General features: G+C 45.6%; 20 protein-coding genes. 11 read left to right on the top strand and 9 right to left on the bottom strand.

Going from position 1 to position 20,154, the window contains the following annotated elements:
* The first annotated feature begins 92 nt into the window (after positions 1-92).
* The 5 genes from LZZ85_RS17040 (at position 93) to LZZ85_RS17020 (ending at position 3,569) form a co-directional block, all read left to right on the top strand.
* Positions 93-665 (top strand): Crp/Fnr family transcriptional regulator, encoded by a 573-nt coding sequence (locus LZZ85_RS17040; RefSeq protein WP_237874544.1) that lies wholly within the window; start codon positions 93-95, stop codon positions 663-665.
* 165 nt (positions 666-830) lie between these two features.
* Complete coding sequence (locus tag LZZ85_RS17035; protein WP_237874543.1) at positions 831-1,625, top strand: SDR family NAD(P)-dependent oxidoreductase; 795 nt, start codon at positions 831-833, stop codon at positions 1,623-1,625.
* Between the two features lie 116 nt (positions 1,626-1,741).
* Positions 1,742-2,419, top strand: coding sequence for a type 1 glutamine amidotransferase domain-containing protein (locus LZZ85_RS17030; RefSeq protein ID WP_237874542.1), 678 nt, complete (start codon positions 1,742-1,744; stop codon positions 2,417-2,419).
* A 75-nt stretch (positions 2,420-2,494) separates the two neighbouring features.
* Positions 2,495-2,797: a putative quinol monooxygenase gene (locus tag LZZ85_RS17025; RefSeq protein WP_237874541.1), complete on the top strand. Its 303-nt coding sequence runs from the start codon at positions 2,495-2,497 to the stop codon at positions 2,795-2,797.
* Positions 2,798-2,819: 22 nt separating this feature from the next.
* Positions 2,820-3,569 (top strand): type 1 glutamine amidotransferase domain-containing protein, encoded by a 750-nt coding sequence (locus LZZ85_RS17020; protein WP_237874540.1) that lies wholly within the window; start codon positions 2,820-2,822, stop codon positions 3,567-3,569.
* Positions 3,570-3,808: 239 nt separating this feature from the next.
* Here LZZ85_RS17020 and LZZ85_RS17015 read toward each other — a convergent pair whose 3' ends face one another.
* Positions 3,809-4,366 carry a pyridoxamine 5'-phosphate oxidase family protein gene (locus tag LZZ85_RS17015; protein ID WP_237874539.1) on the bottom strand — a complete coding sequence of 186 codons (558 nt, stop codon included), beginning with the start codon at positions 4,364-4,366 and terminating at the stop codon, positions 3,809-3,811.
* A gap of 251 nt (positions 4,367-4,617) precedes the next feature.
* Between LZZ85_RS17015 and LZZ85_RS17010 the strand changes: the two genes are divergently transcribed.
* Entirely contained in the window at positions 4,618-5,421 is an 804-nt protein-coding gene (locus LZZ85_RS17010; protein ID WP_237874538.1) for a DUF4846 domain-containing protein, read from the top strand.
* Between the two features lie 8 nt (positions 5,422-5,429).
* Here LZZ85_RS17010 and LZZ85_RS17005 read toward each other — a convergent pair whose 3' ends face one another.
* The 3 genes from LZZ85_RS17005 to LZZ85_RS16995 form a co-directional block, all read right to left on the bottom strand.
* Positions 5,430-5,816, bottom strand: coding sequence for a hypothetical protein (locus LZZ85_RS17005; protein WP_237874537.1), 387 nt, complete (start codon positions 5,814-5,816; stop codon positions 5,430-5,432).
* A gap of 188 nt (positions 5,817-6,004) precedes the next feature.
* Positions 6,005-6,397 carry a hypothetical protein gene (locus LZZ85_RS17000; protein ID WP_237874536.1) on the bottom strand — a complete coding sequence of 131 codons (393 nt, stop codon included), beginning with the start codon at positions 6,395-6,397 and terminating at the stop codon, positions 6,005-6,007.
* A 270-nt stretch (positions 6,398-6,667) separates the two neighbouring features.
* Positions 6,668-7,135, bottom strand: a complete 468-nt coding sequence (locus tag LZZ85_RS16995; protein ID WP_237874535.1) for an Lrp/AsnC family transcriptional regulator — start codon at positions 7,133-7,135, stop codon at positions 6,668-6,670.
* Positions 7,136-7,206: 71 nt separating this feature from the next.
* On the opposite strand from LZZ85_RS16995, the gene LZZ85_RS16990 reads away from it, so the two are divergent.
* Positions 7,207-8,142 (top strand): DMT family transporter, encoded by a 936-nt coding sequence (locus LZZ85_RS16990; RefSeq protein WP_237874534.1) that lies wholly within the window; start codon positions 7,207-7,209, stop codon positions 8,140-8,142.
* A 462-nt stretch (positions 8,143-8,604) separates the two neighbouring features.
* Here LZZ85_RS16990 and LZZ85_RS16985 read toward each other — a convergent pair whose 3' ends face one another.
* A complete protein-coding gene (locus LZZ85_RS16985; protein WP_237874533.1) occupies positions 8,605-9,852 on the bottom strand; it encodes a PQQ-dependent sugar dehydrogenase in 1,248 nt (415 codons plus the stop codon).
* A gap of 245 nt (positions 9,853-10,097) precedes the next feature.
* On the opposite strand from LZZ85_RS16985, the gene LZZ85_RS16980 reads away from it, so the two are divergent.
* The 3 genes from LZZ85_RS16980 to LZZ85_RS16970 all read left to right on the top strand — a co-directional run bounded on the left by LZZ85_RS16980 (position 10,098) and on the right by LZZ85_RS16970 (position 12,619).
* The gene (locus tag LZZ85_RS16980; protein WP_237874532.1) at positions 10,098-10,775 is read left to right on the top strand and encodes a hypothetical protein; all 678 of its coding nucleotides are present in this window, start codon (positions 10,098-10,100) and stop codon (positions 10,773-10,775) included.
* 63 nt (positions 10,776-10,838) lie between these two features.
* Positions 10,839-11,879, top strand: a complete 1,041-nt coding sequence (locus LZZ85_RS16975) for an adenylate/guanylate cyclase domain-containing protein (RefSeq protein ID WP_237874531.1) — start codon at positions 10,839-10,841, stop codon at positions 11,877-11,879.
* A 74-nt stretch (positions 11,880-11,953) separates the two neighbouring features.
* On the top strand, positions 11,954-12,619 hold the full coding sequence (locus LZZ85_RS16970) for a hypothetical protein (RefSeq protein ID WP_237874530.1): 666 nt from the start codon (positions 11,954-11,956) through the stop codon (positions 12,617-12,619).
* Positions 12,620-12,713: 94 nt separating this feature from the next.
* On the opposite strand, the gene LZZ85_RS16965 is transcribed toward LZZ85_RS16970, so the two are convergent.
* From LZZ85_RS16965 to LZZ85_RS16955, 3 genes are all read right to left on the bottom strand, one after another.
* The gene (locus LZZ85_RS16965) at positions 12,714-15,905 is read right to left on the bottom strand and encodes a glycoside hydrolase family 2 TIM barrel-domain containing protein (RefSeq protein ID WP_237874529.1); all 3,192 of its coding nucleotides are present in this window, start codon (positions 15,903-15,905) and stop codon (positions 12,714-12,716) included.
* 643 nt (positions 15,906-16,548) lie between these two features.
* A complete protein-coding gene (locus LZZ85_RS16960) occupies positions 16,549-16,950 on the bottom strand; it encodes a hypothetical protein (RefSeq protein WP_237874528.1) in 402 nt (133 codons plus the stop codon).
* Positions 16,951-17,549: 599 nt separating this feature from the next.
* Positions 17,550-18,764: an MFS transporter gene (locus LZZ85_RS16955; RefSeq protein ID WP_237874527.1), complete on the bottom strand. Its 1,215-nt coding sequence runs from the start codon at positions 18,762-18,764 to the stop codon at positions 17,550-17,552.
* 241 nt (positions 18,765-19,005) lie between these two features.
* On the opposite strand from LZZ85_RS16955, the gene LZZ85_RS16950 reads away from it, so the two are divergent.
* Complete coding sequence (locus tag LZZ85_RS16950; RefSeq protein WP_237874526.1) at positions 19,006-19,725, top strand: 3-ketoacyl-ACP reductase; 720 nt, start codon at positions 19,006-19,008, stop codon at positions 19,723-19,725.
* A gap of 141 nt (positions 19,726-19,866) precedes the next feature.
* Here the strand turns inward: LZZ85_RS16950 and LZZ85_RS16945 are convergent, their stop codons facing one another.
* Positions 19,867-20,070, bottom strand: a complete 204-nt coding sequence (locus LZZ85_RS16945) for a hypothetical protein (RefSeq protein WP_237874525.1) — start codon at positions 20,068-20,070, stop codon at positions 19,867-19,869.
* Positions 20,071-20,154: the final 84 nt, after the last annotated feature.

The raw sequence follows: 20,154 nt of genomic DNA, 5'->3' as shown, positions 1-20,154 counted from the left end.
CAATGCCAGTCTCCCTCCACGAGGCAACTAAATTGCCATCGATTCTACATTAACTTATAAAAGAAGTACTATTTTTAGTTGCTACTTCAAAAATGGAAAAATTAAGAACACATATCGAGCAGGTCACTCCTCTTAGTGATGAAGAATTTGATTACATCAAGACGTTTTTTACACTAAAAAAGGTAAGAAAAAATCAATTCCTGATCCACGACGGAGACGAAATAAAACATGAGTACCTCGTACTGCAGGGTATCTACAAAGTATTTTATGTAGATAATGACGGTAAGGAGCATATCCTGCAATTTGCACGTGAAAATTGGTGGATGTCTGATTATACCGCCTATTTCAAACAACAGGCTTCCACCATGTTCATCGAATGTCTCGAAGAAGGCGAAGTTCTTAGTCTTACGCTTCTGGGAAGAGAAAAGCTGGCGGCAGATCTGCATAAGATGGAACACTTCTTCCGCGTGAAACTTACCAACGGCTATATCGCGTTGCAAAAAAGAATACTGCTATTGCTCTCCAGCACTCCTCAGCAGCGCTACGAAGAGTTTTCCCGCTTATACCCTGATCTGTTGCAACGCATCCCTAAAAAATACATTGCGGAATTTCTTGGCGTCAGCCGGGAGACATTGAGCAGGTTGTATTCGAATGGAGGAAAGTAGCAGGAGCTCCCAGACCGCTAAAGTTAATGCGCCCCACCCTGAGCTTGCTTCGTTCGGGCAATAAATTAAGCAGTGTGATCCGGATCACACTTTTTTTGTGACCAGCCTCCTTCCCCTCCATTTCACTGTGTTCTAGTTTTGACTTACAAACTAAAACACAGGATCATGAACTTACAACTTAACAACAAACGCGTTTTTATATCCGGATCAACCGCCGGTATCGGATTTGCCATTGCTAAAGCTTTTGCCGAGGAAGGTGCGATCGTTTACATAAATGGCCGCAATAAGCAAAAAGTGGCCTCCGCAGTAAACAGTATTCTGTCAACCGTACCGGGCAGCTCCGTTCATGGGATCACAGCCGATCTTGTTACAGAAGAAGGCTTCACTCAGTTAATAAAAGAGTTACCGCAGGTTGATATACTGATCAATAACCTCGGGATCTTTGAACCCGTTCCTTTTTTCGAATCCAAAGACGAAGACTGGTTCAAGCTCTTTAATATCAACGTGATCAGCGGAGTTCGTCTTACCCGCTTCTACATGCCGGAAATGCTGGAAAACAATTGGGGCAGGGTGATCTTCATCTCCAGTGAATCAGCGATCCAGATCCCAACAGAGATGATCCATTACGGCATGTCCAAAACCGCGCAACTCTCCATCGCGAATGGCCTTGCGCAGCTCACAAAAGGTACCGGCGTAACCGTCAATTCGGTTCTCCCCGGACCCACCTTCTCCGACGGCGTTGAAAGATTCATTGGAGAACTTGCCGAACAAAGGAACAGCACCAACCAGGAAGTAGAACATCAATATTTCTCAGAAACAAGACCACTCAGCCTGTTGCAACGGTTTATCTCCCCGGAAGAAGTTGCAGCTACGGTTGTATTCACATCAAGCCCTCTCGCAGCCGCTACCAATGGCGCAGCCGTGAGAGTTGACGGCGGCATCTTAAAAGCAATTCACTAAAAGTGTGATCCGGATCACACCGGAAAAGTGATCCCCTTCCTTTTCGCCCCTTCGTACTGACAGTAGCTTTGTATCACGAAACAATCAATAACCCTGATCTATTTAAATAAAACATTATGAAAAAGAAAATCCTGATCATTGTATCAAACGCCAATTCGATCGGCCCGAATAACCGAAGAACCGGTACGTTCCTTCCGGAAGTGGCGCATCCCTATTCAGCATTCGAGAAAGCAGGCTTTCAGATCGATTTTGCAAGCCTGAGTGGTGACACTCCTTACCTTGACGCACTGAATCTTGCTGACGATCATGAGAACCTCGCATTCCTCACCGGGAAAGGTTGGGCGGATATGCAAAAAGCCGTTAAACTTTCCACTGCAGATACCGATTCTTATGATGCGGTATTTGTTCCCGGCGGACTTGCCCCCATGGTGGATATGCCAGAAGATCCATTACTCAAAAAAGTGATCGCCGACACCTACGAACGTGGCGGAGTGGTTGGCGCTGTTTGTCACGGGCCCGTATCTCTGCTCAATGTAAAACTGAGTGATGGCTCATACCTTGTTAAAGGGAAAAATATTGCATCATTCACAGATGAAGAAGAAAACAACTACGCAAAAGCAGATGTTCCTTTCTTCCTTCAATCTGCCCTCACGGAACAAGGTGCCATCTTCCATGAGGCGGCTCCCTGGACCGCTAACAGTATTGCCGATGGAAATATTGTAACCGGCCAGAACCCTGCATCAGCAAAAGGAGTTGGAGAAAAGATCGTAGCAATCCTGGAAAACAAAGCATAAAACAAGCACCGGACAGGCCTACTCTTTCCCGAAAGGGTCTGTTCTGTGCTTTTGCACCATCTAAAATAAAAAGTCATGAATACAAACCCTATATACGTATTTGCCAAATGGCAAGTGAAACCGGGAAGGATCGATACCGTAAAAGCACTGCTGGCTGAAGTAGCACTAAAAAGCCGGGAAGAAAAAGGCAACCTGTTCTACAACGCTTATCAGGGCAACGCAGATGAAAATACGGTAATGCTGGCAGAAGCATATGCTGACCAAACAGCACTGGATGAACATCGCAATTCTGCCCACTTCCAAAAAATTGTCGTTGAACAAATCGTTCCCGAACTGGAAAACCGGGAGGTTATCCTCTCTTCACAATTGAATTTCTAAACCAACATAATAAAAACAGATCATGAAAATATTAATGGCCTGGGTACTGGTACTGATCAGCACCAGCATGGTAAGCGCTCAAAATGGAAACAAGATGAAAAAGAAAATATTATTTGTTGTTACAAGCCACGACAAAAAAGGAAACACCGGTGAAGCCACCGGATACTATCTATCCGAAGTCGCGCATCCCTGGGATGTACTGGTAACTGCCGGTTATGAAATTGACTTTGTAAGTCCGAAAGGCGGTAACGCTCCGGTAGACGGTTTCAACCTGGGAGATTCCATCAACAAAAAATTCTGGGATGATCAAGCGTATCGCTATAAGATCGAACACACAAAGAAACCTTCAGAAGTAGATCCCTCCCAATATGTGGCGATCCATTTCGCTGGTGGTCACGGTGCAATGTGGGATTTTGCCGATAACAAAGCTCTTGCAAGCATTGCCGCAAAGATCTATGAGAACAACGGGATAGTGAGTGCGGTGTGTCACGGACCGGCGGGATTGGTGAACATAAAACTTTCAAACGGAAAATATCTTGTAGATGGCAAAAAGATAAATGCTTTTACCAATGAAGAAGAAGTTGCCGTTAAACTGGAGAAAGTCGTTCCGTTTGCTTTGGAAACTAAACTGATTGAGCGCGGAGCGATCTTTGAAAAATCTGGGTTGTGGCAATCACATGTTGTAGCAGATCAGCGGGTGGTAACAGGCCAGAATCCGCAATCGGCGAAGGACCTGGGAGAAGTTGTCCTTGAACAATTGAAACGCAATTAATGTCAGGAATAAGCATTCTTGATTTTCAATGGCGTAAGGAGTGCGGTGTCCGCTGCACTCCTTACGCCATTGAAAATATCGGGCTTTTCCCAAACTCAACCTGATGACGATATACAACCGATAATGCCGAAGGTTGAAGGTGTCATAGCGCCCGTTGCGGTACATTGCATCTATTGCGTGATTCCTGCGTCAGTCAGACCTAAACCTAACGATGATGGCAAGGCACACACCCCCACTGTCTAATAAATCATCTGCGAATGTTTTCCAACAGCTTCTTCAAACCTTCCCGTCATCTTATCGATCACTATCCGGAAGAATACGCCGGGCACATCGGAAGCCTCTTTTGCAGTGAACGGCCATTCAAGATTGATCCGCATTTTACCGGAAGTCTGCATTGGAAATGAACGCCCATTCAGAACCGTCAGTGCATACAGTCGTTCATCATCTTTTTTCAGTTCCTCGAACACACCCCAGCAGATCACACTTTGCCAGTTCGCCAGGTCCGCGGTATTGTCCACCTGCAAACAAATGCGCGGGTTCAATCGCAGCATTGTCAGCTTCTGGCCTTCCTGCGTATGGCAGTACACGATCCCATTGTCGTAAGCATAGCTCACAGGAACAATGTATGTCAGGCCGTTTGCATGACAACCGAGACGGCCAAGTATCTGGCGACTCATCAACTGCTGTATCTCTTCGCGGTCCATTTCTCCAAACATATCGGTGCTTTTGAACAAAGCAACAATTATCATGATGATCAAAAGATGATCAATATCATTTCCGATAGTAATTCTGATCACTCCCGATCGATGCGCCGGTTCAGAGCCTTTTTCGATTGACGCAGGAGCAACGTAACGGATGTTAAGATCTTTTTTGCTCTTCGCAGTCCTTTGCGCCTGTTACGGTACTCCTGCGCTCCATCAATTTGCATGATAAGGATAGGGAGAGCAGCCGCAGTATCTAAAAGCAATAACATTACTTTAAGAGAATCCGGATCTGCTCCGGTATGGAAAGTAATTCTTCGGGCTTCTAAACTCCACACACACTGACTATGGGAAGCAACTTTCTTAAACCTTTGCTGCTCGGTCTCGCACTGACACAGTGCAGCGATACCGATATGCTGAACGTTTATCCCAACACAGGCCAGATCCCCCTGCCTGCGGGATTTACACGAACGGCAGCTTCTCCTGATTCATTTGCACAATGGCTGCGCGACGTGAAGCTGAAACCAGACAATACCGTTTATTTATACAATGGAAACCGCAAAAGAAACCAGGACGCACAGTTTGCTGTAATGGATATTTCAGTCGGAAAAAAGGATCTCCAACAGTGCGCTGATGCCGTCATCCGGCTCTATGCCGAGTATCAATATTCAAAGCAGCAATACGACAGGATCTCCTTCAACGCCACTGATGGCACTACAATCGATTATGAAAGCTGGAAGGAAGGGTACCGATTTCCGTTACGTCAACATCGTTTACAGAAAGTAAAAACAGCGGAGGCTTCCAACTCGCGGAAAAGCTTCGACCAGTACCTGGAGGTCGTGTTCAGCTACGCTGGTACACTATCCCTCAGCAGGGATCTGCAACGCGTCAACGATATCAATGATATCAAACCCGGTGATGTATTTGTGGAAGGAGGCAGTCCGGGACACGCCGTTACCGTCACTGATGTTGCACGATCCGCAAACGGAAAGAAAATATTTATGCTGGCTCAAAGCTATATGCCGGCACAGGATATTCATATTTTAAAAAATCCGGAGAACGGTTCAGCCTGGTACAGCACGGAGTTTGGCAGTCGCCTGCACACACCCGAATGGGTGTTCAAACACAACTCGCTATATCGATGGAAATAGGAATTGCGCTACTGAGTGGGTCTTGGGATCTCACTGACGTTCATAAAGATCTTCTTGTTCTTTTTAACGCCGGTGGCGATCATTTCATCAGCGCCTGCCGAGGGGCCACCTATACGAAGTACGGCATCACAATGATCGATCAGCTGAACTGCTACCGGATGAAATAATTCATTGAAGATGTCATCACCGGTTTTTGTCGAGCCCGCTGCTTCTATTAAAGGCAAAGCGAACCACTCACCCAGTACAGGCATATGGCCTATCCGGTAAAGTTGAAGTGCCATATCTGTCATAGCTTTTACATTCGCAGCGATCAGGTCAGGGTTGTCATTCGTACCGGAACGATACGGCCCGGCAACCAGGATCAGCATCGATCCGCTGTTCTTCTCTGTATTCATAATAAATGAGCTTATGACCGAAGATAAACCGAAACGATCTTTTCGATCATGAACCATTTGTGAACTGCGGAATTGCTGAAGCAGATCGATGATTTCAGGCTACCGGAAGTAAAGCCGGCAACCTGTCCCTCAGTGATATGTAGAAGAGCGGTTAACCGTGAAAGATCCCCGACCAGAGTTTGCCGCCCTTAAAACTGCACCACGGGAGCTGGCTTTGAAAACCCACCATCAGCATCCGCAGTAGCCGTAGTGGGCGCGAACACCTGGGTATTTCCTCTTTTTATGACCACGGTCACTTGTTGGCCCGGCTGGCCGCCGAAGCCTGTTATTGCGATAATGGCAGCAGTGACGTTTGGCTTGTAAGTGATCTCTTTTGACCAGGGAGGTGTAACAACTTCATTGTTGGTTCCTCCCACATCAGTTGTATAGGACGCATATACTGTTCCGGTAAAGGTGCCGGAGATCTCATATTTCAATGTGCGGGAATTTCCGCCGTTGTTATTATCATCATCTTTACTGCAGGAACAACAAAGCAGACATACAAAGACTACGATCACAGAGAGTAACGGAGTTAGACGCATACAGGGCTGTTTTGCGTAAAGAAAATCCAGATACCATGAAAATCCTTTTTAAAATACAGGAACGCGGCTGGCGATGAGTGTCTTTAATATGGTGTTATCTGCTGCTGGTATTCTTTTGAAAGATCCTGACGCTGGTTTATTGGTCGAAGCTTGATCTCATTTGAAATTGCAGGCGGTTGTCTGAGTGGATGAATGGCGTAAACATAATAGCTTAGCTATGCATAACGGTAAATTACTGCGGCCTTAACTTCAGTAAAATTTCACTACGCTCTAGGATGGAATCCGGATAGACAAACCACTTTTTACGATGTCCATGCAGATAGATGACTTGAACCGTTTTACCCCGGGATTGTTGAAAAACAGCTGATGCGTCAGCCCTTCATATTCTTTCATTGTATAAACCACAATGATCAGCAGAAAATCATTCTCCCCGGTTACATAATAGCATTGCTGCACCTGCGGCGTATTTTTGAAGATGCGCTTGGTTTCCGCGATCAGCTCTACCTTATCCGTTTCCATTTCCACCTGTACAACGATCGTGATCTGCGACCCGAGATAATCAGGATTCAGTACAGAAATATCTCCTTTAATGGCACCGATCTCGCGAAGACGGGTGATCCGTCGTTGAACGGCGGGTGCGGATAATCCGATCGCATCACCGATCTCCCGCTGAGAAGTCATGTTATTATCCTGTAAAACGGCCAGGATCTTATGGTCGAGCTGATCTAATATCTGCATATGGAAATGAAATAAAAGTGCAAAACAGCCCTTAATTTAAGGCAAAAATGCACGGAGCGCAATTTATTTTTGTGCAAAAGATCAAAAAAGTGAAGAATAATCAGAAAAAAGGCTTTGTAATGGCATTGGTGGCGGCTACATTATGGGGTGTTTCCGGTACGTGTGGGCAGTTCTTATTTCAGCAACGGGGAGTGAGTGTCGAATGGTTGATGTCTGCACGTATGCTTGGAGCTGGTTCAATATTATTAGGAGTGGCACTCGCAAAGAAAGACCGGCATGTCTGGGCGATCTGGCGGAATAAGGCAGACCGGATGAGGATCCTTATTTTTGGAATACTCGGAATGCTGACCGTGCAGTATACCTATTTTGCGGCGATCAAGCATTCGAATGCAGCGACAGCGACTATCCTTCAGTTCATGGCACCCGTGCTGATCGCGCTCTACTTTGCGGTCCGTCATGGGCGACGTTTAAGCCTTCCGGAATACGGAGCGATCGGTCTTGCATTAGCCGGTACTTTCTTTTTAGTTACGCATGGAAATATCCGCGACCTGAACATTTCGCCACTGGCATTTATTCTTGGCATTTCGTCAGCGGTAAGCCTTGCGTTTTATACACTCTTACCCGGATCATTGATCAGCAAATACAGTGCGCTGAGCGTGATCGGCTGGGGCCTTTTCATAGGAGGTGTCGCCATTTCAATTGTTCACCCACCATGGAAGATCGATGGGGTCTGGGATCCGTACACGATTGCAAACAGCATTTTCGTGATCATCTTTGGCACATTGATCCCTTTCTATACTTACCTGAAAGCAGTGCAGATTATCGGCGGACAAAAAGCAAGTTTGCTTACTTCCGCCGAGCCACTTTCCGCAACGATCGTTGCTGTTGCCTGGCTGGGTGTGTCATTCCATGCAATGGATTGGGTTGGCGCATTACTGATCATTGGAACCGTGCTAATGCTTTCCGCCGGAAAGAAAGTAACTGAAAAGATACAGAGTGAGGGGTGATGGCCGATGGCCGATGGCCGATGGCCGATGGCCGATGGCCGATGGCCGATGGCCGGATGGTCGATGGCCGATGGCCGATGGCCGATGATCGATGGCCGATGGCCGATGATCGATGGCCGATGGTCGATGGCCGATGGCCGATGATCGATGGCCGATGGTCGATGGCCGATGGCCGATGATCGATGGCCGATGGTCGATGGCCGATGGTCGATGGCCGATGGTCGATGGCCGATGGTCGATGGCCGATGGTCGATGGCCGATGGTCGATGGTCGATGGCCGATGGTCGGATGGTCGGATGGTCGGATGGTCTGATAATGCAATAAAGCCCCGGTTGACGGGGCTTTATTGCATTATCAGAAATTGAAGAAAATGCCAATCAGGCAACGCAGCTAATTGTCGATCATCGTAGATCGGCCATCGGCCATCGATCATCGGCCATCGTCCATCGTCCATCGTCCCGATCACCCTTTGCTGATCCTGTAAAGATTTCCACTGTCCGTAACAACATAGAACATTCCATCCGAATAAACGATATCACGGAAGCGCTCTTTCTTATCCGTCAATAACCATTCTTCGCCTACCACCTTATCATCTTTGATCACAAGGCGGTTGATGCGTGAACCACTCAGGCCACAAATGAACAGGTTATTCTCCCACTCAGGAATAGCATTTCCTTTATAGAAGCTCATGCCGCTTGGAGACAGAACGGGATCCCAGTAGTAAACGGGTTGTTCCATCCCTTCTTTCTGCTGAATCGAATCACCGATCTTCTTACCTGAATATTCAATACCATAAGTGATCACCGGCCAGCCATAGTTTTTACCTGCGCGAATGATATTTACTTCATCACCACCACGCGGACCAAACTCGGCTTCCCATAACTCACCCGTGACCGGATTTAGTGCCAGGCCCTGCGGGTTACGCACCCCATATGCAAATATTTCAGGCTTAGCATCAGCCTGGTTCAGGAACGGATTGCCCGGAGCAGGTTTTCCATCTTTTGTGATTTTAAAGATCTTTCCAAGACCGGAATTCAGTTCCTGTGCCTGGTGTCTGCCTTCCAGGACAGATCTTTCACCTGCACTCACGAAGAGATTCCCGTCTTTATCGAACACAAGCCGTGACCCATAGTGAAGATCACTGTTGTTCAACTCAGGTAAGGCTCTGAAAATAACAACAGGAGTTTCTACCGTTCCTTTTTCTTCATTAAGCTTTCCTTTCGCAACAGCGGTCAGATTACCTTTCTGATAAGGTTCGGAAAACGACCAGTAAATGATCTTGTTCTTTGTAAAATCAGGGTCTGCTATTACATCCAGCAAACCGCCCTGGCCGGAATCATCAACCTTTGGCAAGCCGGTGATCTTCTTTACATCGCTGCCATCAGCGGCAAGGGACTGCAAATAGCCGGACTTGTCAGTGAGTAAGATCCGGCCGCCAGGCAGGACCTTTACAGACCATGGATGACCCAAGCCACCAGCAACTTTATCAACCTTATAGGGAGTTGTGGTCTTTACCACTTCGGCAATCCTCGTCTGACCTTCAAATGCCGGTTTATAGTTGGAATTGGCTGCATTCTTCTCCAGGCCAGCCGTTACCGGCTTCGAAGTATCGGCCTGATTGCCATCGCCGGGCGAAGATGCGTTGTTGCAACCAACGGAGGCGTTCAGCAGAACGGCTGTAGAAAAAAGGAATACAATTCTTTTTTGCATAACAATGAAAGATAAAATGTGAATGTATAATGATACACAAAATACAGAAAGCGGTTCAGATGGCTACACTCATTTATAAAGATGTAACAAACGGATGCGCATCGCCCAGCTTATAGATCATTCCAATCGCCCGGCCATAGTTCAGCAGGCTAAAATAATGGAAGCTTCGCTGGACGGATCAGTCGTTCTACTCAAGCGCAGTCTTCTTCACAGATCAGCCACTTTACTTTTGTGAAAAAAAATTCATGCGATACGGCCTTATTCTTCTGGTTGCAGCTTCCTGCCATTCACCAAACGGAGGCTCAGCTGCCGGAAATCAAACGGCTGCAGTTCCAGCCATTGCATCTGTGGCAAAGATCGAAACCGATCCTGTTCCTCCATCATCTGTTCCTTACACTAAAATCCCGGCTGATCAGCTTACGGAGGGAGTGCTCACATTAAAGGAAAATGGTAAGGGAATACTCCGGGTCTATAACCTTCAAAACCAGGAATGGGTGGCATTTGAGCCTGATAGCGTTATACCAGATTCATTGAAACCATACTCTGCTTATCCCGACTATCAGAATCTTGTATTTCGCGTGACCGGAATTGAGGCCGAATACTATGATGTGATCGTTAACGAGGAAACAGGTCTTATTGGCAAAATAAAAAAGAATGAACCTACCCTTACCTTTCAACGTTGGGAAGATCATGTTGCTTCTGTATTCTCTGTAGATTTTGATGCGGATAAAAATCCGGTAAAACAAGATACTACAGGTCTGAAACGTGCCGCCTATCATAACAATGTCGAATTCTTTTTCCCCGTAAAGGTCAAAGGCGATTGGCTTCAGGTAAAATGGGATGAAGACACAAAGGAAAAAACCGGCTGGTTGAAATGGCGTAAAGGAAACACCTTACTCGTTTATCTAAATTACATCGCCTGACACTGCTAAATCACTCCTTTCAACGTGCAAAAAACTCTTTATTTTACATAGCCAACGCCTGCTATGATAAGGAATAAGCTCAGGGCATTCTTCATTTTATTCTCAGTATTGTACTGGATACTGGCGGCATTTTATTTCATCACGATAATATATGCCGCATTCGGGGTTTCCGGGCCTAAGGAACTGCACTACGGCCGTCTGCTCGCTTATGGCGTCGTAGTCGGATTTTCTATTGGCCTGTTGTTCGGATTGTTCCCTATAAACAGGCTATTTCATTTCAATAAAAGAAGATCCTTTCTTTCTGTATTGCTTATTGGTACAGGATGCTATGTCCTTTTCTTTATGGCGATCATCTTTCTCGCAAGTCTCTACGGCAATACGATAGAATTTGCATTGCGCTATGTTTTTTCGGCGGAAGGGTTGACGGTGCTTTTTCATCTTTCCGTTTGCAGCTTATTCTATCATTTCATTTTACAGATCAATAAAAAATTTGGCCCGGGAGTTCTGCTGGAATATACGTTCGGGAAATACTTCACTCCGAAAGTTGAAGAGCGGGCATTCATGTTCCTTGATCTGAAATCATCCACGCGCATTGCAGAGTCGCTCGAACATGTGGCGTACAGCCGGATGGTGCAGGACTGCTATGCAGAGCTTACCGACCCGTTGATCCGCTATCGTGGTCAGGTGTATCAATATGTAGGAGACGAGGTAGTGGTGTCCTGGAAGATCAGTCGTTTCTTTACGGCTTCTTCCTGTTTGGATTTCTTTTATGCGTTCCGCGAAAAGATGGAATCAAAGAAAGAATACTTTCTTGCACAATATGGATTTTTCCCTGAGTTCAAAGCGGGACTTCATAGCGGAAAGGTAACGGTTGCAGAAGTTGGAGAGATCAAAACAGAGATCGCGTATCATGGCGATGTCTTAAATACAGCTTCGAGGATTCAAAGCCTTTGCAATAGTTTACAAAAAGACCTGCTTGTGTCGGAGACATTCCTTCAGCTCGTTTCCGGTGAAGAGCGGCATACCGCAATATTTGTTACAGAAGTGGCGCTAAGAGGAAAAGAAGCGATCACACGGGTTTTTACTGTTTGCAAATCGGATTGACGGTGCCGCTAAAACCGGTAAATATATACACTGGATGAGTTAGATATTCACAAAACATTCATTTCTTTAAGGCAATGAAAATTGATCTCATACCTGTTCTCCACATCAGACCATCGCTCAACGACATCCCAGCACCTGCCGAACATCCTTTTTGGGAGCATACGGAATTATGGGAGCAGTATACACGCAAGGCATTGATACATGAAGGCTATTCTATCCGGATGGAAACGTACCTGACTGGCTTCCCCTTTTATTCGATATCCAGCCTTCTGGAAGAGGATGTAACCAAAATCGTGATCGAACATACTGAAGGACTTCGCACAGGCCAATTCAAGACACCGGATATTATTTCACTTGATGGCGGATACGTTTTAAAGAAGAACGGGAAGGATAAGTTCTTTCCTCAATGCTGTGCTGAACTATGCGATATACATTACTGGAGATCTCTGGCAAAGGGAATCGTTGACCAGCCACATGAAGGACATCCATCTCCCTCAGTTGAAATACATAAAGGCATCATCACTTTTGAGTTCTCTGAAGAAGGCCAGGGTGAGCATTTCTCGCCACCTCCGGCAGAAAAAATTTTACAGGTAGAACAATCAGAACTTCAAATAGCAGTCAAGCAGGCAGAATCAGATCTGCATGAATTTGCTGAACTCCTGAAAAAGATAAACCTGCGATCAAATTTAGGAATTGCAAATATTGACCAGATGTTGATCTGGGGGCAAACGCCTCATTAAACCGTAGTCGGCAGTAATCTGCCCCCTTCGATCGCCTTCACTTCTTTGAAAGAAATAAATAAATGTCCAACTACTTAGCACATACAGGCTTTCATCATAGCGGTTCCACCAGATAGCTGAAAGAATAGTTTCCATATGGCAGTAGATACTGCTGCATCGGCATTGATCGCCAGCTGTCAATTCCTCCAACGCCCATCTGCTTCAGGTCAATATTTAACTGTATTTGGGGCCTTTTAACCAGATCCGCTGCATGCCGTTGCTGACGCTTCGGTCCATTATCCAGGTCACGATCAAAGAAATGAAGTGAACTGATACTTAGTAAAGAATCCGACTGAATACGCAGGCCCCGCCCCTTTTCATTTGTAAGCTGGTACCACCGGATATCACTACGATTACCTGTTTCCTGCGGAACTACATAAGGAAAATACTGGTCATCCACCGTTTGTTTGTAGAGTCCAACATGTGCACTAAAATTCCTGTCCTGGTAGTTCTCCTGCGGACCTCTCCCATAATAGGTAACTTTCTCAAACCCTTTCGCGAGGATCCATTGCATTCCAAAACGCGGTAGAACAGCAAGCTTTCCAACGGAATCTTTATTTACTTCGATGTGCTGTTCAACCAGCAGCTTTCCCTCAGCATTGAACCTGTATCGAACTTCAAGCTGCGCATTCGCAGATGAAAGCCTGTAGACAGCTTTAACCACTGCCAATCCCTCATTTACATTCTCCGTTAAAGAAACGAGCTCCTGCGTTGCAGTGGCCTCTTTCCAGATCTGAAGTTTTTGGGGCGTATTGGCTCCATAATCGTTATCATTTGGCGCTCTCCAGAAATTAGGCCTTACGTTAAAGGCCGTGTCAACTAAAGAGATTCCACGATAATTATATTCGCTGATATATCCGGTTTTTTTATCAAACCCGATAGAAGCTTTTGAGCTGAAGAATTGCAGTACGGCAGGGTTTTCCTTTTTCAAAATGTTGCCTTCATTGCTGATCTTCATTTGCACAAACGGAGAGGAATGCAGTAGTAATTGCTCTGTTGCGATGATGTGATCAGCCGGAACCAAAGGCATCTCTTTTTTTGTTTTGAAAACGAGATTCAAAAACACTTCGCCCTCCGATGGTTTTTTATATGGAATAAAAAATGATCGTATTTGTTGTGGTAATACATTCACATCCTTCATTTCTCCCTTTTGTTGCTGTATACCATTCACCACTACTTCCCATTGCAAATAAACATCAGACAGATCAGTGAAGAATTTTTCATTGTAAACAGAGAGCGAATCTGCTTTGATTTTTGAATGGATATCCTGGTAGATCTTTTTCATCTCCCATGCATGTGGATAAGGCGTCCGGTTCGCATAAAAGATCCCTTTTGCTGCATAGTTCCAATCGGTGATCGCTTCTTCCGGCTCGTAATCTCCGCCATAAGTATAAACAGTATCCCCTTTACTGTTCACCCGTTGAAAACACTGATCAACAAAATCCCAGATATAACCGCCCTGGAAAATGTTCTTGTTATCGCGGATCACTTTCCAGTAGTCGATAAAGTTACCTAATGAGTTCCCCATGGCATGTGCATATTCGCACATGATGAACGGCCTCGCCGGATGTTGATTATTCTTTGCGTAATCCAACATGCCTGCTGGTGTAGGATACATGGGATTGACGATATCTGAATCCCATTCCCAGGCGAAACGACGATAGTCAGCCACAGCACGTTCGTATTGAACCGGCCGGCTGCTATCACGCTGCTTCATCCATAGATAACAATTGTAGAAGTTATAGCCGTTACCTGCTTCGTTACCCATACTCCAGAGGATAACCGACGCATGATTCTTGTCGCGTTCCATCATTCGCTGTACTCGAAGTAAGTGAGCGTTTACCCAGGTCGGGCGATTCGCCATGGTTTGGGTAAGGTCATAGCCCATTCCATGCGATTCGATATTTGCTTCATCCACTACATACAACCCGTACTGGTCGCAAAGCTCCAGCCAGGTTTCACTATTCGGATAGTGGCTGGTTCTGACTGAATTGATGTTATATTGCTTCATCAGTTGAATGTCCCTGATCATTGCGTCGCGGGATATAACCTGACCTGTTTGGGGATCCGTTTCATGACGGTTAACGCCTTTGATAAGAATAGGCTGCCCATTTACGAGCAGTAACCCATTTTTAATTTCAATCTTCCTGAACCCGATCTGCTGGGTTGTCATTTCCAACATTTGACCTCCGGCATTTTTGATCTTTATTTGCACCTGGTAAAGTGACGGGGTTTCCGCCGTCCATAATGCAGGAGCGGTTACCGGCATATTCAATTGAAGCCGGCTTGAATCGAACGATTCTGTTTGTGAAGAAATGATCTTTCCATTCTTTAATAAAATCACCTCGGCGTTGGTGCCTTTATCCGGTTGACGGTTTAATGTGCAAATTGTCTTAAGTACCGCATTCTTATACGCATGATCGAGCTCAGGCTTTAACTCTATATCAAAAAGATGAACAGGATTTCTTGCGACGAGAAAGCAACTGCGGGTGATCCCGCTCAATCGCCACATATCCTGGTCTTCGATATAATTAGCATCACACCACCGCATGATCTTCAGTGTAAGCAGGTTTTTGCCTTTTCGCAAATATGCGGTAATATCAAATTCGGAAGGTAGTTTGCTATCTTCTCCATAACCGACATACTGACCATTTACCCAAACAGAAAGATTTGATTTCGCAGCGCCAATATGCATCACCACCTGTTTCCCATTCCAATTTTCCGGGATGACCACTTCACGGCGATACACGGCCGTCGGATCAAAACTCAGAGGCACGGCTGGCGGTTGAAGACGCTTCATCAGGTAACGGAATTCAAACCCGGAAGTAGTATACATCGGGAACCCATACCCATTCATCTCCCAGTTGCCAGGAACATTGAATAATGGCCAGTTGCTATCGTCAAAAGCCGGTCGTTCAAAGCCCTGCGGCAGATCATCTGGCTTATCAACATACTTGAACTTCCAGGCGCCATTCAGGCTTTGATAATTGCGCGACTGTTGCCAGTCGCCTTTAGCGGCAGTGGATTCATTTTCATAACTAAAAAAAGACGCATGCATCGGCAAACGGTTCTGCTCAATAATGGTTTCATCGAGCCAGGGAATTCCGGGACGTGCGGATGTAGTATCCTGGTACTTTTTGGAGGATTTCGCCGGGCCTGACAGTGTCGGACTTGACTGAGCAGAACCGGTCGCAGCCAGGCCAGCAAAGCTGGCAAGTAATAAGAACGATGAAACGTTATTTGACATTATAATTGTCTTTAATGCTGGAAGATATGAATAGCGTTAAAGTTATCGTGTCCTCGAAGAATATGCAGGGGGTAAATTATGATATGGATGGGGGGATTTACATTCGATAGGAGGTCGAGGGCTTTTTTTGCTGCTTACCCGATTGCAATGATCTTTCTTTTCGGGAATACCCCGAACCAATGCCGATTAAAATACAATGTCGTTTAGTTCAATAATCGTCCTACACTAGCTCGATGGCCGATGACCGATGGCCGATGGCCGATGGCCTCATTTGGATGGAAGCGATTGCTGCTAATTGGTATAGGGTATTGACACTGGTAGGTATATGTATTATCGGCCAACGGCCATCGGTCATCGGCCATCGGCCATCGGTCATCGGCCATCGAATGAACTTTCGGGAAAATCCTTAATTAAAGGACATGGATTAAAATAAATGGCTCCCGGCAAATACCATGTCTGCTGCTTCATTGTGTTGCTGACCGGTTTTTGCGGGGACACCGCACCGGCGTAGGCTTGTCCCATGCACGAACGGATGGAAAGTGCACAGCCATTACAGCCGCCTCAATGAACTGACATCCGTCATCTTCGTTGCGACAGACAGTGGAAAGTGTACGGTCGATAGATTACAGAAGCTGAAACATATCTAAAAAATATGCTTGCCAAGCTCAAGTGGTTTATGATTTCTTTCATATGTGACAACTCGCCCTGTGTTGGTCATCAGCCTTTCGGACTTTAGCTTATAGACCATCTGCATGCTCATATTATCCGCATAAACATCGCAGGTATCTACGAGAACTCCTTTCAGGCCACCTGCCAGTGAAATAGCATAGATCATTCGCGCTGCATCCGGGCTGCCGGCCTCGTCAAATAAATACGCTTCATCGATCGAGAATTCCGCAGGCTGCAGCCATTGTGACAGTTCAAAACAATAAAGACAACCAGGTTCTCTTCTGAACTTAAGTATATAATTTCTCTCTTTTAACTCGCTGACCCTTTCCTGTAGCATTGTATCCCAATCAGCCTCTTTCCCAATATGCATTTTCATTTCTTTCACTTGTTAATGATTTGCTTAGTACAGCCAATCGGCATGCCGCGGGACAATCAGATAGTTTTCAATCTATTGAGGGATAACAAGCTTTTTTTGATCACTGTATTTCGTCAAATCACGATCGATAATCCGATATACGGGAAGACCTGAAACCAGATCTTGTTTCCAGGCAGGCAATAGCGTGATCACCACAAAAGAAATGATAAGAAAGTAAGAAATAAATAACGGGAAGAGATCACACGCTGTTTCGGCGCATTATTAAGCTAAGAGCCGTATCGCCTCAGGTGGCTGAGGACGCTTTTTAGTAATAGTCACCCGTTCATTTTCAAGAAAATCGTCCGTGTCCGTGTTCATGTCAAATGCAGCAAATACTTCGAGCTTGTCAAACGAAATATCCTGATATTTTCCGAGCAGAGACAAACCTGCTTACCTCGGAAACCTTCGGCTCTTCAACCGGTGCTTCTTTTGCGGGAGTTTGTCCACGACTGCAAAGCAAACAGCAGTTAGCGCCAAAAAAGATACTTCTCATAAAAGGATCGGTTACCGGGAAGTAAAATAAAGAGAGGGCGCTGTCAACAGCATTCGTGCCCGGAACCTTATTTATCCATCAGTTGAAATCCGTCCGGAGTATTCACGTCATTCAAAGCGGGTGCCAGTTGAGCGGTCTTTCTGTTGAACTTGTACTTATATCGCAGGCAAATGATCAATCCTGCAACAGTCATCGCTGCACCAACAAGCGAAGGATAGTTAAATCCGAGCCCGTTCCTCAATGGAATTCCCCCCAGATAGGCACCCAATGAGTTTGCCACATTGAACGCCGCCTGCATAAAAGCAGCACTCATCATTTCCGACCCGGGTGATGCTTTGATCATCATAATATTGATCGGTGCAGACACAGACATCGAAAGACCACCACAAATAAATGTAAGCACCAGAGACACCACTGTATTGTGTGAGAAGAAAAAGATCCCCATCAAAACTGCAAGCATCAGGATCATTAACATCAACGTGGCTTTTACCTCCCCGATCCTGTCGGACAAATATCCCCCGAGCAAATTACCTACCACCATTCCAGCACCGGCAAGGATCATCACATAGGCCATCTGATCTTTCGGAATGCCGACAACTTCCGTCATCAGCGGGGTAATGTAACTGAACCAGCAAAACAGTCCGCCAAATCCGATCGCCGTGATCAGCAGAATATACCAGGGCTTCTTTCGTCGCAGGAACTTCAACTCTTCAACCGCGTTCGCATTCTCTTTCCGTGAAAGGTCTGGCAACCAGAAATGAATGAACGCCAGTGTGACCAGGCCAATGAATGTCACAATAGCGAAATACCAACGCCAGTGAAAAACGTGCCCAACATAAGTAACTAGCGGTACCATTGCAAGGTTTGCAATGGTCAACCCTGAAAACATATAGGAGATATAGCGTGCCTCTTTCCCTTTTCCAGCAAGGCGGGACGCCACTACGGTACCGGCACCGAAGAAAGCACCATGCGGCAAGCCAGATAAAAACCGCGCGAAGAACATGAAATAGTAATTCGGACTAATAATAGAAAGACCATTAAAGATCGTGAACAGCACCATCAGCCAGATCAGCACTTTCTTTGGAGGTTGCTTCACCGTAAAGCCGATGAGTAGCGGCGCACCAACCACGACGCCTAATGCATAAGCAGAGATCAGGATACCCGCATCCGCGATACTTACGTTAAGCGAACCTGCAATATCCGGCAGCAAACCCATGATTGCAAACTCGGTTGTCCCAATTCCTAATCCTCCAAGCGCAAGAGGTATCACTCTTTTGTCCATCTATCTGAACTTATTTTATCTGATAAAACAAAACAGATCGCTCATCTGGCGATCATTAAATTTAAATTTGGCAGGCAAAGTTAGGAGGGAGTAAGCAGATTTTGTGAGAGAACAATCGCGCTACTTATTTTGTTAGCGTAGGATAATTGTCCTATACATTACCCATTCTAATGACAAATCTTGTCATTTTGTTCAAATATATTGAAATTGTGCCGACAACAAATACAATCAACAGATGAATATGGAATCACTCAAAGGTAAAACAGCACTGATCACCGGAGCAGGTAAAGGACTGGGAAAGGCGATGGCACTTGCACTGGCGGCAGAAAGTGTAAACCTTATACTAATCGCAAGAACAAAAACTGACCTTGACAAAGTCTCAACCGAAGCAAAAGCCTTGAACAGCGGGATCAGTGTCAGCAGCTTCGCAGTGAATGTTGGCAGCTACGCTGAAGTGAAAACTGCTATTGAAAAAATATCCGCGACAAGCCCCGTAGATATATTGATCAACAATGCAGGTATTCTGAAAACCGGAGGTTACCTCGAATTGCCTGTTGAAGAATGGGAAGAAGTAATACAGGTGAATGTTCTCGGCACGTATTACGTAACACATGAAGTACTCCCTCTCTTGTTGAAACAGAGCAGCGGAGACATTATCAACATCGCGTCAACGGCAGGTTTGAAAGGCTCAGCGAAGATGAGTGTTTACGGCGCCTCAAAAGCTGCCGTGATCAATATGACAGAAAGCCTGATGCAGGAAGTCAGAAAATCAAATATCCGTGTAACAACCGTTAACCCAAGCACCATCGCAACTGAGATGACCCTGAATGCAAACTTCACTGATGGTAACGCAGAAAAAGTACTGCAACCGGAAGACCTTGCATATGTGATCGTGCACAACCTGAAGCTACCTAAAAGAGCTTTTGTTAAAGAGTTTGGACTGTGGTCGACTAACCCATGATCCCGAATAGTTATTACATATCGTTTGCAGAAACTTCAATCTCCCGATATTTGTAACATGAACTAAGCGATTCCTTTCCTTCTTTCCAGTTGAAAAAAACGCAAGGAAGAAAAGGAGTCGCTTTATAGCTTTATCAGGAGCTTAGAGATCATACTCCATGAAGTAAACCTTGCCCTTGGTCGAATCTATCCATAGATATGTGTGGTTCTCATGCTCACCTTTTTTGTAAAAAGGAATAAGGGTTACAATCTTTGCACTGTCCCACCACGAAAAAGAAGCCCAAAGGCCTCTGCTCATATTGTCCGGTGCTTCTTTGACTGCTTTCTTATCCAGCTGCAATTCCACTCTTAACTCTTTCTAATAACAACAGCATCTTTGTGCTTGTTTAACAACTCTTAGACCCCTTTATGTTGTTTCTACAATTCCCAC

The organism is Terrimonas ginsenosidimutans (genome assembly GCF_022012415.1).
GTDB lineage: Bacteria > Bacteroidota > Bacteroidia > Chitinophagales > Chitinophagaceae > Terrimonas_A > Terrimonas_A ginsenosidimutans.
The sequence above is the reverse complement of the archived record's forward strand: the minus strand, read 5'-3'. Positions and strand labels throughout refer to the sequence as shown.

Excerpts from the sequence above, each read along its gene's own strand:
- LZZ85_RS17040 (WP_237874544.1), top strand. The coding sequence starts at position 93 with ATGGAAAAATTAAGAACACATATCGAGCAGGTCACTCCTCTTAGTGAT.
- LZZ85_RS17035 (WP_237874543.1), top strand. The coding sequence starts at position 831 with ATGAACTTACAACTTAACAACAAACGCGTTTTTATATCCGGATCAACC.
- LZZ85_RS17030 (WP_237874542.1), top strand. The coding sequence starts at position 1,742 with ATGAAAAAGAAAATCCTGATCATTGTATCAAACGCCAATTCGATCGGC.
- LZZ85_RS17025 (WP_237874541.1), top strand. The coding sequence starts at position 2,495 with ATGAATACAAACCCTATATACGTATTTGCCAAATGGCAAGTGAAACCG.
- LZZ85_RS17020 (WP_237874540.1), top strand. The coding sequence starts at position 2,820 with ATGAAAATATTAATGGCCTGGGTACTGGTACTGATCAGCACCAGCATG.
- LZZ85_RS17010 (WP_237874538.1), top strand. The coding sequence starts at position 4,618 with ATGGGAAGCAACTTTCTTAAACCTTTGCTGCTCGGTCTCGCACTGACA.
- LZZ85_RS17005 (WP_237874537.1), bottom strand. The coding sequence starts at position 5,816 with ATGAATACAGAGAAGAACAGCGGATCGATGCTGATCCTGGTTGCCGGG.
- LZZ85_RS17000 (WP_237874536.1), bottom strand. The coding sequence starts at position 6,397 with ATGCGTCTAACTCCGTTACTCTCTGTGATCGTAGTCTTTGTATGTCTG.
- LZZ85_RS16995 (WP_237874535.1), bottom strand. The coding sequence starts at position 7,135 with ATGCAGATATTAGATCAGCTCGACCATAAGATCCTGGCCGTTTTACAG.
- LZZ85_RS16985 (WP_237874533.1), bottom strand. The coding sequence starts at position 9,852 with ATGCAAAAAAGAATTGTATTCCTTTTTTCTACAGCCGTTCTGCTGAAC.
- LZZ85_RS16980 (WP_237874532.1), top strand. The coding sequence starts at position 10,098 with ATGCGATACGGCCTTATTCTTCTGGTTGCAGCTTCCTGCCATTCACCA.
- LZZ85_RS16975 (WP_237874531.1), top strand. The coding sequence starts at position 10,839 with ATGATAAGGAATAAGCTCAGGGCATTCTTCATTTTATTCTCAGTATTG.
- LZZ85_RS16970 (WP_237874530.1), top strand. The coding sequence starts at position 11,954 with ATGAAAATTGATCTCATACCTGTTCTCCACATCAGACCATCGCTCAAC.
- LZZ85_RS16965 (WP_237874529.1), bottom strand. The coding sequence starts at position 15,905 with ATGTCAAATAACGTTTCATCGTTCTTATTACTTGCCAGCTTTGCTGGC.
- LZZ85_RS16960 (WP_237874528.1), bottom strand. The coding sequence starts at position 16,950 with ATGAAAATGCATATTGGGAAAGAGGCTGATTGGGATACAATGCTACAG.
- LZZ85_RS16955 (WP_237874527.1), bottom strand. The coding sequence starts at position 18,764 with ATGGACAAAAGAGTGATACCTCTTGCGCTTGGAGGATTAGGAATTGGG.
- LZZ85_RS16950 (WP_237874526.1), top strand. The coding sequence starts at position 19,006 with ATGGAATCACTCAAAGGTAAAACAGCACTGATCACCGGAGCAGGTAAA.